General features: G+C 31.0%; 13 protein-coding genes. 6 read left to right on the top strand and 7 right to left on the bottom strand.

The annotated features are described in order from the left end of the window. Window positions 1-18: 18 nt before the first annotated feature. The 3 genes from H6553_11565 to H6553_11555 all read right to left on the bottom strand — a co-directional run bounded on the left by H6553_11565 (window position 19) and on the right by H6553_11555 (window position 4,864). Window positions 19-1,158: a cystathionine gamma-synthase gene (locus H6553_11565; GenBank protein MCB9034467.1), complete on the bottom strand. Its 1,140-nt coding sequence runs from the start codon at window positions 1,156-1,158 to the stop codon at window positions 19-21. Between the two features lie 123 nt (window positions 1,159-1,281). Continuing rightward, a complete protein-coding gene (locus tag H6553_11560) occupies window positions 1,282-2,304 on the bottom strand; it encodes a glutamine synthetase beta-grasp domain-containing protein (protein ID MCB9034466.1) in 1,023 nt (340 codons plus the stop codon). 163 nt (window positions 2,305-2,467) lie between these two features. Next, window positions 2,468-4,864, bottom strand: coding sequence for a gliding motility-associated C-terminal domain-containing protein (locus H6553_11555; protein MCB9034465.1), 2,397 nt, complete (start codon window positions 4,862-4,864; stop codon window positions 2,468-2,470). Between the two features lie 97 nt (window positions 4,865-4,961). Here H6553_11555 and carB point away from each other — a divergent pair, with 97 nt between their 5' ends. Further along, entirely contained in the window at window positions 4,962-7,778 is a 2,817-nt protein-coding gene (gene carB / locus H6553_11550) for a carbamoyl-phosphate synthase large subunit (protein MCB9034464.1), read from the top strand. A gap of 74 nt (window positions 7,779-7,852) precedes the next feature. Beyond that, the gene (locus H6553_11545) at window positions 7,853-8,692 is read left to right on the top strand and encodes a transketolase (GenBank protein ID MCB9034463.1); all 840 of its coding nucleotides are present in this window, start codon (window positions 7,853-7,855) and stop codon (window positions 8,690-8,692) included. Between the two features lie 45 nt (window positions 8,693-8,737). On the opposite strand, the gene H6553_11540 is transcribed toward H6553_11545, so the two are convergent. Continuing rightward, on the bottom strand, window positions 8,738-9,658 hold the full coding sequence (locus H6553_11540; protein MCB9034462.1) for an alpha/beta hydrolase: 921 nt from the start codon (window positions 9,656-9,658) through the stop codon (window positions 8,738-8,740). An 82-nt stretch (window positions 9,659-9,740) separates the two neighbouring features. Here H6553_11540 and H6553_11535 point away from each other — a divergent pair, with 82 nt between their 5' ends. Together H6553_11535 and H6553_11530 are read left to right on the top strand one after the other, a co-directional pair. Further along, window positions 9,741-10,442, top strand: coding sequence for an SAM-dependent methyltransferase (locus H6553_11535; GenBank protein MCB9034461.1), 702 nt, complete (start codon window positions 9,741-9,743; stop codon window positions 10,440-10,442). Beyond that, complete coding sequence (locus H6553_11530; GenBank protein MCB9034460.1) at window positions 10,443-11,015, top strand: DUF3109 family protein; 573 nt, start codon at window positions 10,443-10,445, stop codon at window positions 11,013-11,015. Here the strand turns inward: H6553_11530 and deoD are convergent. Both deoD and H6553_11520 read right to left on the bottom strand, forming a co-directional pair. Beyond that, on the bottom strand, window positions 11,012-11,713 hold the full coding sequence (gene deoD, locus H6553_11525; protein MCB9034459.1) for a purine-nucleoside phosphorylase: 702 nt from the start codon (window positions 11,711-11,713) through the stop codon (window positions 11,012-11,014). The genes H6553_11530 and deoD overlap by 4 nt on opposite strands. Before the next feature lie 45 nt (window positions 11,714-11,758). Then, window positions 11,759-12,226, bottom strand: a complete 468-nt coding sequence (locus tag H6553_11520; protein ID MCB9034458.1) for a hypothetical protein — start codon at window positions 12,224-12,226, stop codon at window positions 11,759-11,761. A 188-nt stretch (window positions 12,227-12,414) separates the two neighbouring features. Between H6553_11520 and H6553_11515 the strand changes: the two genes are divergently transcribed. Next, a complete protein-coding gene (locus tag H6553_11515; protein ID MCB9034457.1) occupies window positions 12,415-14,688 on the top strand; it encodes a WG repeat-containing protein in 2,274 nt (757 codons plus the stop codon). A 29-nt stretch (window positions 14,689-14,717) separates the two neighbouring features. On the opposite strand, the gene deoC is transcribed toward H6553_11515, so the two are convergent. After that, window positions 14,718-15,371 carry a deoxyribose-phosphate aldolase gene (deoC, locus tag H6553_11510; GenBank protein ID MCB9034456.1) on the bottom strand — a complete coding sequence of 218 codons (654 nt, stop codon included), beginning with the start codon at window positions 15,369-15,371 and terminating at the stop codon, window positions 14,718-14,720. Window positions 15,372-16,200: 829 nt separating this feature from the next. Here deoC and nadB point away from each other — a divergent pair. Further along, a complete protein-coding gene (gene nadB, locus H6553_11505; GenBank protein ID MCB9034455.1) occupies window positions 16,201-17,802 on the top strand; it encodes an L-aspartate oxidase in 1,602 nt (533 codons plus the stop codon). Window positions 17,803-17,885: the final 83 nt, after the last annotated feature.

Raw genomic sequence — 17,885 nt, 5'->3', positions numbered from 1 at the left:
TAAATTCAAGATGAACTATTAACTTAAAGCATTATCTAAGTCTGCAATTAAATCATCTATATCTTCAACACCAATACTTAAACGAATTAAAGAATCTACTACGCCTGTTTTTTTTCTTTCTGCTAATGGAATTGAAGCATGTGTCATTGTTGCTGGATGACCAATTAAAGACTCTACGCCACCTAAACTTTCTGCTAGTGCAAATATTTTAGTGTTAGATAATACTTTGTTTGCAGCATCTATACTATCATCTTTTAAAGAAAAAGAAACCATACCACCAAAGTCTTTCATTTGTTGTTTTGCCAATGCATGACTTGGATGCGTAGCCAATCCTGGATAATTTACTTGTGCTACTTTTGGATGATTTTGTAAAAACTGAGCAATAGCCATAGCATTTTCACACGCTCTTTGCACTCTTAAGTGTAGTGTTTTTATTCCTCTCAATACTAAAAAACAATCTTGTGGTCCAGGAACAGCTCCACTTGCATTTTGTAAAAAGTTAAATTCATCTGCTAGCGTTTTATCTTTTACAATTACAGCACCATGAATCACATCACTATGTCCGCCTAAATATTTTGTAGCAGAATGTAGCACAATATCAGCACCTAGATCTAATGGTGTTTGCAAATATGGCGATGCAAAAGTATTATCAACACAAACTAAAATATTGTGTTTTTTAGCAATTTCGCAAACTGCTTTAATATCTACAATATTCAACATTGGATTGGTTGGCGTTTCTATCCAAATTAACTTGGTATTCTCTTTAATGGCTTGTTCTACATTCTTTGTGTCAAACATATCAACAAAAGAAAACTCGAAACCAAATTTTCCATAAATTCTATTGAAGATTCTATAAGTACCTCCATATAAATCGTTACAAGAAATAAAATGATCGCCTTGTTTAAACAGTTTTAAAACAGCATCGGTTGCTGCTAATCCACTAGCAAAACAAATACCATAGTTGCCATTTTCTAAGGCAGCTAATTGAGTTTGTAAGGCATCTCTAGTTGGATTATTGCCTCTTGCATACTCATAACCTTTATGAACACCAGGAGCATCTTGCACATAAGTTGATGTTTGAAAAATAGGTGTCATAATTGCACCAGAGCTTTTATCTGGTTCTATTCCTGCATGAATTGCTTTAGTATTGAATTTCATAAGCACTAATTGAGCGAATAAAGGTAAAATTATTTTTTAAGACGATGATATTATTGCATTGTAAAATAAAAAAAGGTTGTCTTATGACAACCTTCCTGAAATATTAAGGAGTTAGTAGTAGTACTATACTTTAGCAGACTTAACTGTTTTAATAATAACAGCAGCTACTTTATATGGATCTGCATTTGAAGCAGGTCTCCTGTCCTCTAACCAACCTTTCCATCCTTTTTGCACTGTAGCAATTGGAATTCTAATAGAAGCACCTCTATCAGAAACACCATAGCTAAACTTGTCAATTGATTGTGTTTCATGTCTACCAGTTAATCTTTTATCGTTACCAGCACCATACACATCAATATGAGCTTTAATTACTTCTGGCGAAGCACCGAAGGCATCACAAATTTTCTCGTAAGTTGCTTTATCTCCACAAGTTCTTAAAGTAGTGTTAGAGAAGTTTGCGTGCATACCAGAACCATTCCAGTCACCATCAACTGGTTTTGGATCTAAGTTAATTCTAACACCGTGTTTTTCACCAACTCTTTCCATTAAGTATCTTGCTACCCAAACTTGGTCGCCAGCTTCTTTCGCTCCTTTAGCAAAAATTTGATATTCCCACTGTCCTTTCATTACTTCTGCATTAATACCTTCAATGTTTAATCCAGCATCAATACATAAGTCTAAATGTTCTTCAATAATATCTCTACCAACAGCATACTCAGCACCTACTGAACAATAGTAAGGTCCTTGTGGTGCTGGATAATATCCTCTACCAGGAAAACCTAGTGGTGTTTGGTGATCGATATCCCAAAGTGTATATTCTTGTTCAAATCCAAACCAAAAATCGTTGTCATCATCATCAATAGTTGCTCTACCATTAGTTGCATGTGGTGTTCCATCTGGATTTAATACCTCACACATTACTAAGTAACCATTGATTCTGTCTGGATCAGGGAAAATTCTTACTGGTTTTAACAATAAATCAGAAGAACCACCAGCTGCTTGTTCTGTAGAAGAACCATCGTAAGACCAAATAGGTGCGTCTTCTACTTTTCCACTAAAATTCTCTTCAATCTTAGTTTTAGATCTCATTTTTTGGGTTGGCTTAACACCATCTAACCAAATGTACTCTAATTTTGATTTGCTCATATTATTATTTTTAAAAATGTGAATTATTTAATCTAACATCTATAACAAATGTAAGAAATTAATATAACCAAACCTAGTTTTTGTTTTAAGTTAAGATTAAAATTTGAAAAAATCAAGAGGAAAATGAGTTTTTAATACAAATACATGAAAATTTTTAAAAAATTTATCGAAATAGATTAAAAATGCCTTTTAAAAAGAAATTTTTTGTGTCTTTTTTTATTCCTTTTACTATATAAACATAAGAGTCGACAGGAACATCTTGATTTTTATAAGTTCCATCCCAAGGTTTATTGTAACTATCTGTTTCAAATAATAACTCTCCCCAACGATTAAATACTTGTAATTTAAAAGTTTCCACAGAGCCACTATTAATTAAATTAAAGTAATCGTTCACCCCATCAAGATTTGGAGAAAAAGCATTGGGTATAGCAACATCACAATCTAAATTTAACTGTAGTGTATCTTCAATAGAACACTCTTTTAAATACATTTTTGCAATTATTGGATCGATAGTTCCATCTATAATTATGTAATTTAGGTTGTTTTCGTTGGTATTCCAAAAAATAGAATCTAGTGCTTGAAAAGAAAAAACAGTATCTGTTTGTCCAGGACATAGAATGATATTGTTTTGAGCAAGTGTTTTGTTCGGTGCTTTTTGAACAAAGTAATTAAATGATTTTGTTTTTTCTTCGCATCTATTTTTTGCCACTAATGTTATTCTGTTTTGATTGAAGACATTGGTTGGCAATGTAATATTTTGTGTTGTTGCAATTTCAGTTCCATTATGTAACCAACTGTATGATAAATTATTTCCACCACTTGTTGTATTGTCAATCGTTTCTAATTCATTTTCGCAATAGTTTGATTGTATACTTGTTGTATTTAAAACCAATGTATCATCTATTATTATTGTTTTTTGAATAGAATCTCTACATCCAAAATTTGAAACTGTTTTTAACTCAACCGTCGCATCTTGAAAAGCACTAAAGGTATGACTTGGATTCGTTGCTGTTGATTGAGTTCCATCTCCAAAACTCCATAAATAACTATCAATAGTTCCACTACTTATTGTAGAAGTATTATTGAACTGTGTTGCTGATTTATAGCAAATAAAATCATTTGTAAAATTAGCTTTTGGTGTTGGATAAATCGTTATGTTTTTTTCTGCTGTAACAACACAACCTAAAGCGGTTTCTGCTCTTAATTGTACTTTATAAGTGCCACTATTATTATAACTATAATTTGGGTTTTGTGTAAAAGTAGAATCACCATTGCCAAATTTCCATTTCCAACTCACTAAATCATTGTAAAAAGAATTAGAGTAATCTGTAAACTGAACAGCTGTTTTTGGACAAGCATCATTCATTGTAAAATTTCCAGCTAATTCTTTGTATACATATACTATCATTTTTGAAGTATCTCCACAAAATTCACCTGGATTTATGATTAGTGTTACTTCATATCTACCTGTATCTGCATAAATATATGAAGGCGTTGCTAAATTAGAAGTATCTACTAAGGTGGTTAAGTCTCCAAAATCCCATTTATAGTTTTTTATATTGCCTACGCTTTCATTTGCAAAATTTACTTTTAAACCATTACAACTTTTATAAGTAGTATCATCACTTTGGTAAACAGGAATACCTACTCCAGTTGCTACTGCTGGAATTGCTGACGGAATGACACAATCTGAAACATTTAGTTGAATATCTTGCACTACTCTGTTTAGAAAAATACCATTTCTATATTCTTCAACACAAATACCAACAGTAAATAAACCTTGTGTACTTGGCACTGCATATAAAATACCTGTATTCGGATTTATAGAAATACTGGCGTTCATTCCTAATGGATGCAACTCATCATAATTATTTTTATAATCGACAGCATAATATGGAGGTTTAGAAGCAACTGCTGGTGCTGGATTTGTAGCACTTCCTCCTTGTTGAGGTGCACATAAACTATATATCAATACATCTCCATCAGTATCTGTAGCAGAAAAATCATAGTAAAACTTAGAACCAATACATAAAAATGCTGGTGGAAAATCATTAAAATATGGAGAAGAATTTTGTCTATTAATTCCTCCAGGAATAAAAACATCATAAGTCGATCCTTGATCGTTACTATTGTATAAGTTGATAACGCCAGCATTTCTACAGCATCTTTGATATACTATTTGATAACCTCTGTTGTTTGGTGGCAATGAAACATTTCCTTCATAATATCCTTTTTCTATATAAACACTTGGTGGATTTATAATACAAGGATTACTAACTCCAGACTGGCTTATATCCTGTTTGCTAATTAATGGCAATGTTTCTGTTGTATAAATATTATAGTTTGAGTAATCTAAATTAAATATAGTTATAACTGAGCTATTATCTAGTTCAGTATTATTTACATTATAACCATCTCTGTTTATGTTTAACCGAACTTTATAACTATTTCCACCTAAATATTCATAGGTTAAATTGCCTCCAGTTAAATGTTCTGCCTTTATATTGTTGAGACAACAAACAAATAAAGAAAAAAACAGAAATAATAGCTTTTTAATCACACACCAAAGATATAATTTCTATGCTTAACCAATTATTAATTCGCTTTTTTACAAGATACTTGTCATTTGTTTTTTATCTTTGAAAAATCGCTGTAAAATGCCGAAAGACAATTCCATCAAATCCGTTTTAATTATAGGTAGTGGTCCAATCGTAATTGGTCAAGCTTGTGAGTTTGATTATTCTGGATCTCAAGCATCGCGTTCTTTAAGAGAAGAAGGCATTGAAGTTACACTCATTAACTCCAATCCTGCTACAATTATGACCGATGAAGTTACTGCAGACCATATTTATTTAAAACCATTAACTATTGAATCGCTAAAAGAAATTTTAGACGAAAGACAAATTGATTGTGTTTTGCCAACTATGGGTGGACAAACAGCTTTGAATCTTTGTAAGGAAGCTAGTGAAATTGGTTTGTGGGAGAAATATGGCGTTCGTGTTATTGGTGTTGATTTAGAAGTAATTGAAACAACTGAAGACCGAGAACTATTTAGAAAATTTTGTATTGAATTAGGATTGTCAGTGGCTCCTTCTTTTATTGCTAATTCTATGTTAGAAGGAAAAGAAGCAGCTCAAAAAATTGGTTTCCCTTTAGTTATTCGACCTTCTTATACGCTTGGTGGTTCTGGTGGAGGTTTTGTTCATAAAAAAGAAGATTTTGAAGAAGCATTGGCTCATGGCTTAGAAAAATCGCCAGTACATGAAGTATTAGTAGAAAAAGCTGTTTTAGGTTGGAAAGAGTTTGAGTTAGAATTACTACGAGATAAAAATGACAATGTTGTTATTATTTGTACAGTAGAAAACTTAGATCCAATGGGTGTGCATACTGGAGATTCTATTACTGTTGCACCAGCAATGACTTTACCAGATCCTGTTTTTCAAGAAATGCGTAACCAAGCTATAAAAATGATGCGTAGCTTAGGCAATTTTGCTGGTGGTTGCAATGTGCAGTTTTCTGTTAATCCAAAAACAGAAGAAATTATAGTCATTGAAATTAATCCAAGAGTTTCTCGTTCTTCTGCATTGGCTTCAAAAGCTACAGGATATCCTATTGCAAAAATTGCTGCTAAGTTGGCAATTGGCTATACTTTAGATGAATTAAAAAATCAGATTACGCAAACAACTTCTGCCTTGTTTGAACCTGCTTTAGACTATGTCATCGTAAAAATACCACGATGGAATTTCGATAAATTTTATGGTTGTGATGATACGCTTGGCTTACAAATGAAATCGGTTGGTGAAGTAATGGGCATTGGTAGAAATTTTGCCGAAGCACTACAAAAAGCATGTCAATCTTTAGAAAATAATAAAATTGGATTAGGTGCTGATGGTAAAGGTTGGTATAAAATTCAAGATGTATTAGATAGTTTAGAACATCCAAGCTGGGACAGAATTTTTAAAATTAAAGATGCTGTTAGTTTAGGTGTTCCTATTAATACCATTCAAAAATTAACAGGTATTGACATTTGGTTTTTAAATCAGATTGAAAACTTAGTGAAGTTAGAAAAAGAAATTCAGCAATCTTCTATTCAAACTATTGATAAATCATTACTACAAAAAGCAAAAAAACTAGGATATGCTGATGCTCAGTTGGCTTTTTTATTAGGACGAATTGACGAAGATTTGGTTTATCAAAAAAGAAAAGAATTTGGCATTAATAGAGTCTACAAAATGGTAGATACTTGTGCTGCTGAGTTTGAAGCACAAACACCTTATTTTTATTCTGCTTTCGATGAAGAAAACGAATCTATTCCTTCTAACAAAAAGAAAATTATTGTATTAGGTGCTGGACCAAATAGAATTGGTCAAGGTATTGAGTTCGACTATTGTTGTGTGCACGGACTTTTGGCGATAAAAGAAGTTGGTTACGAAGCCATTATGATTAACTGCAATCCAGAAACTGTTTCTACCGATTTTGATATTGCTGATAAACTGTATTTTGAACCTGTATTTTGGGAACATTTGATAGAAATTATTGAGTTAGAACAACCAGAAGGCGTTATTGTACAATTAGGTGGACAAACGGCTTTGAAGTTAGCAGAGAAACTAAATGAAAGAGGCATTAAAATCATAGGTACATCATACGATAGCTTAGACTTAGCAGAAGATAGAGGTCGCTTTTCTGATTTATTAAAAGAGTTAAACATTCCATATCCAGACTATGGAACAGCAACTTCGGCAGAAGAAGCTTTAATAGTAGCCAATCAAGTTGGTTATCCAGTATTAATTCGTCCAAGTTATGTTTTAGGTGGACAAAAAATGCGTATTGTCATCAACGATGAAGAATGTGAAAGAGGCGTTTTAGATATTTTAAAACATGTTCCAGGAAATACTATTTTAATTGACCATTTTTTAGATAGAGCCAAAGAAGCAGAAATTGATGCTATTTACGATGGCGAAACCGTACAAATTATGGGCGTAATGGAACACATTGAACCAGCAGGAATTCATAGTGGCGATAGTAATTCAGTACTTCCACCATATAGTTTAGGTCCGCTAATTATTGAAACCATGAAACGCTATACCGAAAAACTGTGTAAAGCATTAGAAATTCGTGGACTCATTAATATTCAATTTGCTATTAAGGATGATAAAGTATATGTGATTGAAGCTAATCCAAGAGCATCAAGAACTACGCCATTTATTTGCAAAGCATATAAAATTCCTTATTTGAATATGGCAACCAAAGTGATGTTAGGCACACACAAATTAAAAGATTTTAGCTTTAAAGAACAATTAAACGGTTATGCTATAAAAGAACCTGTTTTTTCTTTCGATAAATTTCCGAATGTTAATAAAACACTTGGGCCAGAAATGAAATCTACAGGCGAAGCCATTTATTTTATAGACGATTTATTTGATCCATACTTTAGAAAACTATACAAAGACAAATCGATGTTTTTAAGTAGGTAAGTGTTTTTTTCTTAATTGCAACTTAAATTGTATATAAATTTTAAATCTTATCTTTGGATTTTTATACATCAAATATGCAAATAGCCGAACTTAATCAAACTGCATCACAAATAAGAAGAGATATTGTACGCATGGTACATCAATGTCAAAGCGGACATCCAGGTGGCTCGCTTGGTTGTGCTGATTTCTTTACTGCTCTTTATTTTGAAATTATGGATATCGATACCAATTTCAATATGAATGGCACTAACGAAGACTTATTTTTTTTATCTAACGGACATATTTCTCCAGTCTTTTATAGCACATTGGCTCGTAGAGGTTATTTTGATGTAAAAGAATTGGCAACATTTCGTCAGCTTAATTCTCGTTTACAAGGTCATCCTACAACACACGAAGGATTACCAGGTATTAGAATTGCAAGTGGTTCATTAGGACAAGGTGTTTCTGTTGCTATTGGTGCAGCACTAGCTAAAAAAATGAATCAAGATGATAAATTGGTGTACTGTTTAACTGGTGATGGCGAATTGCAAGAAGGACAAATTTGGGAAGCATTAATGTTTGCTCATCATAATAAAGTAGATAATTTAATTGTAACCATTGATTGGAATAATGCTCAAATTGATGGAAGTGTAGATGAAGTATGTACACTACAAGATTTACCAGCAAAATTTAAAGCATTTGGGTGGGAAGTACTACAAATGAATGGTAATAAAATGGAAGATGTTGTATTTACACTTACAGAAGCCAAATTAAAAACCAAGCAAGGTAAACCAATAGCTATTTTAATGAAAACACAAATGGGTTATCCAGTAGATTTTATGATGGGTTCACACAAATGGCATGGTGTAGCACCAAACGATGAACAATTAGCCAGTGCTTTAAGTCAGCTTACAGAAACCTTAGGCGATTATTAATTTTAAAATATTAAAAAAATACTTGTTTTTTAGTTAATCTATCGTTTACTCAAATTGATTTAAAAACAATTGAATATCGGTATATGCTTGCATTGCATTTTCATCAATATAAGGAATATTAAAAAAACTATGGAATACTTCTTTATATTCTTTATACTGTGCATTATTGTTAGCTGCTTTTAATTTTTCGTAGTAGGCAAATCCTTCATCTTTTAAAGGATCAAAGGCTGCTGTTAACACAAAAACAGGTGCTAAATTGGAGAAATCTTTCTCATAATAAGGAGAAAACTCAACATTGGTATAATCTAATTTGTTTGACAAATAAGTATCTCTAAAATATAAAATACCAGCTTTAGTTAAAAAGTATCCAGTTGCTAATTGATTTATCGAAGGAAAAGAAGAGGTGCCATCTACCCAAGGATAAACCAATATTTGAGCCATTAATGGTAGTTTTTCTTTTTTGCAATAGTGTGCCAAGCAGGCAGCTAAATTTCCACCTGCACTATCGCCAGCAACTATAATTTTATTTTTGTTGCCATTATATTTTTCAATATTCTTAAAAGCCCAATTCACTATCGTTTTAGCATCATTATGTGCTGCAGGAAAAACATGTTCTGGTGCTAATCTATAATCTACCGAAAATACATTACAGTTGTTCATTTTTGCCAAGCGTCTGCAAACACAATCGTGCGAATCTAAACCATATAAACTAAAACCTCCACCATGAAAATAGAGTATGGTTTTTAAATTCTTACCATCTACATCACAATAATATCTTATAGGAATATCTTCAACTTTAAAGTCTTCTACTTTTTTAATAGGTAGTTTTTTATCAAACAAAAGACTACCCATTTTTCCAACAATATTAGCACGCATTCGGTTTAATAATATAGGTGTTTTTTTATTGGCATTGAGTGTTCCATTTATTCTTTCAAGCGATAAAACCAATTTAGATTTCCAGTTCATATTAAACAAGGTAATAATTAATAGAAGGAATAAGCTATACAAATGTAAATAATTTAAAACACTGTTGTATTTTTGAATCAAAATGCAAGGCAAACTATATTTAATACCCAGTTTCTTATCAGAAAATACTACAACAAGTATTCCTTTGGCTACGCAAGAAGCTATTAAGATGACCAATTATTTTATAGTAGAAAATATACGAACAGCAAGAAGATTCATCAAACAAATTGAACCAAATAAAAATATAGACGATTGTTTTTTTTCTGAAATTGATAAACACAATAATTATAATTTTGATGAAGACTTTTTAAATCTTGTTTTTGAAGGACATAATATTGGTTTATTATCAGAAGCAGGAACTCCATGTGTAGCAGATCCTGGATTTAAAATCGTAGCACTAGCACATGAATTAAATATTGAGGTTGTTCCTTTTGTAGGTCCAAATTCTATTATTTTAGCATTAATGGCAAGTGGATTTAATGGTCAGCAATTTGCTTTTCATGGTTACTTGCCTATTGAAACTTCTGAAAGAAAAAAAGCAATATTACAACTAGAACAACAAGTAAAACAAAATAATATAACTCAAATTTTTATAGAAACACCTTATCGCAACCATCAGTTACTTGAAGATTTGATAAAACAGTTACATTTTAAAACCATGCTGTGTGTTGCTTGTAATTTAAACAGTTCAGCAGAAAAAATTCTGTCGTTACCAATTGCAGAATGGAAGAGAACAAAATATAATTTTCACAAACAACCTTGTGTTTTTTTAATAGGAAAATAAATGATATTAATTGATGATATATTAATTGCAGATGAAGTACTTACAAAACAATTTGTGTGCAACTTAAATAAATGTAAAGGCATTTGTTGTGTAGAAGGCGATGGTGGTGCTCCTGTTGAAGAAAATGAAATTGCAATTTTAGAAGCCATTTATCCAAAAGTAAAATCTTATTTAACGAAAGAAGGCATTGAAGCAATAGAAGCACAAGGTGTTTATGTATTGGAAGATGATGATGAATACACACCATATGCTACACCATTAATTGGCAAAGGTGCTTGTGCTTATGTAGTGTATGAAAAAAACGGATTAATTTCTTGTGGTATAGAAAAAGCTTGGAAAGACAAAAAGATAGATTTCCAAAAACCAATTAGTTGTCATTTGTATCCAATTCGTATTAAAAATATGGAAACAGTAATTGCCGTTAATTTCGACGAATGGGAAATCTGCAATGATGCGTGTACGCTTGGCGAAAAATTACAAGTACCAGTTTATCAATTTATAAAAGATGCTTTAGTAAGAAAGTTTGGTGAAGAAATATATAATAAAATAGATTTTGTAGCTAAAGAAAATTAGCAAAACATATTTAAAACTAATTCTGCCATTTGCGTAAATGATTGTTCTCTATCTTTTGCATCTATAATTTCCTTAGAAATCAAACTATCACTTATAGTAAAAACACCTAAAGCATTTACTTTATATTTTGCTGCAATAGTATATAGTGCAGAAGTTTCCATTTCTACACACAACACACCGTAATCGCTCCAAATTTTATACCATTGTTCATTATCATCATAAAACTCATCAGCACTTAAAACACTACCAGCTTTTATAGGAATATTCAGTGCTTTTGCTGTTTGAATGGCTTGCATAAACAAACCAATATTAGCAGTAGGAGCATAGTCTGCACCATTAAATCTTTTGGTATTAATATAAGAGGTAGTACTAGAAGCCATTGCTATAACAATGTCGTGTATTTTTACAGTTGCTTGTAAAGAACCAGCAGAACCAATTCTAACTAAATTTTTTACACCATAATCTTTTATCAACTCAGTAACATAAATAGCAATAGAAGGAATGCCCATACCAGTTCCCATAACAGAAATACGATTGCCTTTATAATAACCAGTATAACCTAACATATTTCTTACATTATTAAAGCAAGTAGTATCTGTTAAGTAAGTTTCTGCCAACCATTTTGCTCTCAGTGGGTCACCTGGTAATAAAATTGTTTCGGCAATTGCTCCTTCCTTTGCTTCAATATGAATACTCATATGTTTATCTTTTTTTGATAATTTTTTATATTAATAGAATAAAAATTACATAAAACTACCAGCAATTCCACCAAGAAGAGAAACAACCATAATTAAAAAATAAAATCCAATTACAATAGCAACTAAAACACCTTGAAACTTAAAAAATGATTTTAGGTTACTTAAACTTTCTTCAATTAAATGACTGTTGTTAGAAGCCAAAGCAGCTAAACCTATTTTTGAAAACTTATATAGTTTTACCACAGGATAAAAAATTAAAGCAGCTAATAAAATATATATAATTCCTAGTATATTAGGATTAAAAGGCAATGGACTTATACCACTCATTCCATTCATTGCTTGTTTAAAAAAGGAACCAGCAAATGCTCCAATCAAACAAAAGATACCAATGTAAACAAATCCAATTATGGCTAAAAATTTCGACCACTTACAAGTAATCATCAAATAACTTTTAGCTTGTTCATTAAGTTGTAGTGGATTTTCTTTCTGATAATCTAAAAATTCGTTTTCCATAAAACTGTTTTTTGTAAATATATCATATATTTTTTGAATATAAAATGACAAACGGAGGTTTAATTCCTAAAAGTATAAAACGACAAATGTTAACACAGGTAAAAATTAATAAAAATACTATTTGTTATTTATAGTTATTGTGTTTTGCAGTCTGGAACAAAATTTGTTATATTGTAAAAAAACAAGATATGAAAGGCATTATATTACTAGTACTTACTTTTTTATTTTCTACAAATATTCAAGCTCAAATAAAAGCAAAATATTATTTAACCGATGGACTTATAAAAGTAATTTTAGAAAAAGACGATGTTCAAGGCGTAGTAGATGTTGATGGGAATACTATTATTCCTACTCAATACTATGATATAATGAGAGTCGGCGACGGATTCATTTCTGTAAAAAATATTAGTGGTAAAATTGGCATTTTTAATGCTAAAGGAGAACAAATTTATCCATTTGAATTAGATAATGTTAAATCGTACAGCAATGGTTATGCTCAAGTAATGAAAGATTACAAATGGGGTTTAATTGATGAAAAAGGCAAAGTAGTTATTCCTTTTGATAATTTTTTTGTCGATGCATATTCTGACGGTGTTTTGCCAATTTGGACAAATGACGGTTCTAAACTTATAGATATCAACAATAAAGTAATTATTCCAGAAGGAAAAATCAATCGCATATTTTCCTTTTATAATGGATATGCCAAAGCAAGTATATTAAAAGATAATGTTGTAAAATACGGCGTTATCGACAAAAAAGGCAATTGGATTGTAGAACCAAAATACGATGATGTAGTGCATCATTCAAGTAGAAATGCTTTCATTTTAATCAACAAAACAACCACAAAAATAAAGTATAAAACAAATACAACATATTATAGAGGTTGGTACAATACCAATACAAAAAAATTAGTAGAACCAAAATATAAAAACCTCGATTTGTTTGTAGACGGAAACGCTTTAGTACAAACACACGATGATGACTTTACTTATATTATAGATGACAATCAAACAGTACTAAAAAAATTAGGATTTTATAAAAGTGCAAACACCGTTGGTAGTAATTACATAAAAATGTTAGATACAGATACTAAAAAATACAAACTATACAACAATAAAGGAGAACAAATAAATGGAGTTTTAGCATCGTCAATATTTTCTTATTATGATTATATCTATACTTTAGATAATAACTTACTTTCATTGTACGATGAAAAGATGAAGCTATTAAAAACATTTAATAATGCTAAACTTTTAAATGTAGATGGAGATAGATTATTAGTTGCAGACTTTAATACAGTATATATATATGATGGCAAACAAAATAAAATCATAGAAACAAAAAACATTAATAATGTAGTCAATGGATATATTGGTTCAAATGGAATTTACTTAAAGACAGATAAATCATATCAATTACATGACTTAAAAACAAATAAATCAAAAATTTTACCATACAGTCAAATGAGTGGATTTAACGACGATGGCTTAGCTGTTTTTAAACAAGGAACTAGTTTTGGAATCATAGATGTACAAGGAAACGAACTTGAAAAAGGAGTAAATGAAGCAATTACACTTCTCAACGAAGGCACTTATAAATTGCAAAAAAACTACTCAGATGTAGAAGTATCAATATATGATAAAAATAAAAACTTACTATTTAAGTTACCAAAAACTACACAAACAGGTGTGTTTGTAGATGGACTACTACTAACAAAAGACAATCTTGGTTTTAGATTTTTAGATAAATCAGGAAAAACAATTGGCACCTATGCTTATCAACCAAATAGTTATTCTGAAGAACTCGTTGCATTTAAAGATAACTCAGGAAAATTTGGTTTCAACAATAAAAAAGGAGAAACAGTTATTCTAAACTTGTTTGCTGGAATCGGAGATTTTAAAGAAGGATTAGCACCAGCTGCAAAAACAACAAAATATGGTTTTATAGATAAAACAGGAAAATATATTATTCAACCAGAATATGATAATGTAAGTGTTTTTCAAGATGGAATTGCCATTGTACTTAATCAAGGAAAATATGGAGCGATAGATAAAACAGGAAAACAAATTATTCCAATAGAATATGAACAACTTATGTATGCCAATGAAGGAATGATATATGCAAAACAAAAAGATAAAGTAGGATTTATTGATTTAAAGAACAAAGTCGTTGCACCAATACAGTACGATAAAGCTTATGCTTTTAGCGATGGATATGCTTGGACTCAAAAAGGCGATGCTTATATATTAATAGATACCAAAGGCAAAGAAGTACTCAATGATAAATACATAGAAGCAAGTGGATTTAAAAATGGCTATGCAACCGTAAAATTAGCCAACGGAAAAGCAGGACTAATCAACACCAAACTTAAAACCATTTTACCATTACAGTACGAATCAGTTTCTCAAGTATATCAAAATAAAGTCATTACACAAACAGACGAAAATTGGCTGAAATTTTAATCGCAAATATAGTGTTATGAAAGTTGATATTATTTATAATTAACATTATTCATCATCAAAACACCACTACTCGTTCCAATTCTACTAACACCAAGAGCAATAAAATCTAAAGCATCTTGTGTTGTCTTAATACCACCACTTGCTTTAATTTTTATAGTTGAATGTATATTCTCTTTTATGATTTTAATGTCGTTTAAAGAAGCACCTCTTGTTCCAAAACCAGTAGAAGTTTTTACAAAATCAGCACCATTATTACTGCAAATTTTACTAGCAATAGCAATTTCTTCTTCTGTTAAATAGCAAGTTTCTATAATTACTTTAAGAATTTTAGTATCTATTTTTTGTTTTATCGATAAAATTTCCTGTTCTATATAACTATAGTTTTTAGATAAAAACCGACCAACATTCATTACCATATCAATCTCATCAGCACCATTCAAAACACATTGTTCTGCTTCAAAAACTTTAGCAATAGTATCATTAGCACCTAAAGGAAAACCAACCACACTAGCAATTTTAATATCTGTATTAATTAATAATTGTTTACACAAATTAATCCAACAAGGATTTACACAAACAGCATAAAACTGATATTGAACAGCTTCATCGCACAACAGAACAATATCATTTTCCGTAGCATTTGCTTTTAATAAAGTATGGTCTATATATTGATTTATATTCATAAATGTAAAGATATGTAATTTTAGATTACACATTAGTTCTTATAATAATAAAAAGAAAAAATAAAACATAAAAATTTAAACTATATTTATTTTTGATATTAAAGTGACCTTCAATAAATTTAGCGGAAACAAATAAAAAAGCGTAAAGCAAAGCTTGTTGATTGAACGAAACGAGTTTCAAGAGTTGTAGCTTTTTTATGTAGTTAAAGCGTTAAGAGTTCCTGTCTACCGACAGGTAGATATTGCAGTCTTAATTTTTGCTACACTTTGTATCAAGAAAAAGTGGAAATAAAGAGAGTACTATGTTAATCTCAAATTACGCATTAGGTACTTTTTACACCATGAATTGCACACATGGTTATTCCAATTGGAGTATTTAATCCTTCTAGTTCTAAATAGGAAGTGCGTAGCACTTCAACCTTATTAGCACTAATTATCCCAAATTACGCATTAGACTTTGTCATGAGAGAAAATTATACAAAATATTTACAAAGCACGGAATTTTTTTCACGGAAATGTAGTTTTAGCTACATTGAGTATAAAAAAATGAGTACTGAAGTAAATATAAAGTAGAATTTTTTCGGAATAAATTTCTAATGCGTAATTTGGGATTATTAAGTAGTAAAGCGTGGCGTAGCTACGCAACCTTTTAAAAACAAACAAAATGAAAACCTATTTTTTCTAAAGCGTAATTTGGGTTAATACTAGTCATACAATAGCAAAAGAACAAGACTAAAAATCATACAGCTAATTATTATAAAGTCTATTATCTATTAATCTTGATTATAATAGTCTGTAAAATCTCACTACTAATTACTACATTTACCAAATGAATTATGATTATCTAGTTATCGGCTCGGGTATTGCTGGCTTAAGTTTTTCACTAAAAGTAGCAGAAAAATTTCCAGATAGAAAAGTTTTAATTTTAACTAAAGCCAATGAAGACGAAAGCAACACCAAGTATGCACAAGGCGGAATAGCTGTAGTAACTAACTTTTCCGAAGATAATTATGAAAAACATATAGAAGATACATTAATAGCTGGAGATGGATTGTGTGATGAACATATAGTTGATATTGTAATAAAAGAAGGCAGAGAAAGAGTAGATGAGTTGATAGAATGGGGAACTCGCTTCGATAAAAATCAAGAAGGCGATTATATGTTAGGCAAAGAAGGAGGACACTCAGAATTCAGAGTTTTACATCATAAAGACATCACTGGTTGGGAAATAGAAAGAGCATTACTAGACAGAGTACACCAACAAAAAAATATAGAAATAAAACAACATTATTTTGTAATCGACTTAATCACACAACACCATTTGGGCAGAATTGTAACACGAGTTACACCAAATATTCAGTGTTTTGGAGTCTACGCTTTAAACAAAGAAACCAACAAAATCGAAAAAATATTAAGCAACTTTACACTGTTAGCAACAGGAGGTTTTGGTCAAGTATATCGTAGTACTACAAATCCAACTATTGCCACTGGAGATGGTATTGCAATGGTTTACAGAGCCAAAGGTAGAGTCGCCAATATGGAGTTTGTACAGTTTCATCCAACTGCCTTATATCAACCAGGAGTAAGCCCATCTTTCTTAATTACAGAAGCCGTTCGTGGCGATGGTGGAATTCTCAAAACCAAACAAGGCGTTGAGTTTATGAAGCAATATGACAAAAGAGAATCACTAGCACCAAGAGATATTGTAGCAAGAGCAATTGACAACGAAATGAAAGTTTCTGGTGAAGATTGTATGTATCTAGATTGTCGTCATATGGATCACGAAAAATTCCTACATCACTTTCCAAACATATATGAAAAATGCAAATCTATAGGCATAGATGTCTTTAAAGATATGATACCAATTGTACCAGCAGCACACTACGCTTGTGGCGGAATTTTAATCGATGAATACGGAAAAACATCTATTAATAATTTATATGCTTGTGGCGAATGTACTTGCTCTGGGCTGCATGGTGCCAACCGTTTAGCGTCAAATTCTTTACTAGAAGCAATCGTTTTTTCTCATAGAATTTTTGAAGATATATCAAACAATACGCTTCTTTTCAATAATATAAATTTTGATAAAATTCCAGACTGGGATGCGACAGGAACAAGCGATCCAAAAGAGATGGTACTCATCACACAAAGTAGAAAAGAACTCAAAGATATCATGAGTAATTATGTTGGTATTGTACGAAATAATGTGCGTTTAAAAAGAGCTAGCGAACGCTTGTACTTGTTGTTCAAAGAATGCGAAGAGCTGTATAGTACTACAACAATTTCACCTCAATTAATGGAACTCAGAAACCTAATAACCATAGGATACTTAATCACAAGAAGTGCTAATTTGCGTAAAGAAAGCCGTGGTTTACACTATACTACAGACTATAACTCGAAATATGAAATTCCAATAAACACATTGCTTTAATTCCTAATATATGATTTTTTTAAGGTAACTTAACACACTTTAAATAAAATTACTTACCTTTGCCTACTGGCAGCAATGTCTAG

It is taken from the genome of Chitinophagales bacterium (genome assembly GCA_020636535.1).
GTDB lineage: Bacteria > Bacteroidota > Bacteroidia > Chitinophagales > JADIYW01 > JADJSS01.
The sequence above is the reverse complement of the archived record's forward strand: the minus strand, read 5'-3'. Positions and strand labels throughout refer to the sequence as shown.

Bases quoted from the DNA above. Each gene is read 5' to 3' on its own strand.
- H6553_11565 (MCB9034467.1), bottom strand. From the start codon at position 1,158: ATGAAATTCAATACTAAAGCAATTCATGCAGGAATAGAACCAGATAAA.
- H6553_11560 (MCB9034466.1), bottom strand. From the start codon at position 2,304: ATGAGCAAATCAAAATTAGAGTACATTTGGTTAGATGGTGTTAAGCCA.
- carB (MCB9034464.1), top strand. From the start codon at position 4,962: ATGCCGAAAGACAATTCCATCAAATCCGTTTTAATTATAGGTAGTGGT.
- H6553_11545 (MCB9034463.1), top strand. From the start codon at position 7,853: ATGCAAATAGCCGAACTTAATCAAACTGCATCACAAATAAGAAGAGAT.
- H6553_11540 (MCB9034462.1), bottom strand. From the start codon at position 9,658: ATGAACTGGAAATCTAAATTGGTTTTATCGCTTGAAAGAATAAATGGA.
- H6553_11535 (MCB9034461.1), top strand. From the start codon at position 9,741: ATGCAAGGCAAACTATATTTAATACCCAGTTTCTTATCAGAAAATACT.
- H6553_11530 (MCB9034460.1), top strand. From the start codon at position 10,443: ATGATATTAATTGATGATATATTAATTGCAGATGAAGTACTTACAAAA.
- deoD (MCB9034459.1), bottom strand. From the start codon at position 11,713: ATGAGTATTCATATTGAAGCAAAGGAAGGAGCAATTGCCGAAACAATT.
- H6553_11520 (MCB9034458.1), bottom strand. From the start codon at position 12,226: ATGGAAAACGAATTTTTAGATTATCAGAAAGAAAATCCACTACAACTT.
- H6553_11515 (MCB9034457.1), top strand. From the start codon at position 12,415: ATGAAAGGCATTATATTACTAGTACTTACTTTTTTATTTTCTACAAAT.
- deoC (MCB9034456.1), bottom strand. From the start codon at position 15,371: ATGAATATAAATCAATATATAGACCATACTTTATTAAAAGCAAATGCT.
- nadB (MCB9034455.1), top strand. From the start codon at position 16,201: ATGAATTATGATTATCTAGTTATCGGCTCGGGTATTGCTGGCTTAAGT.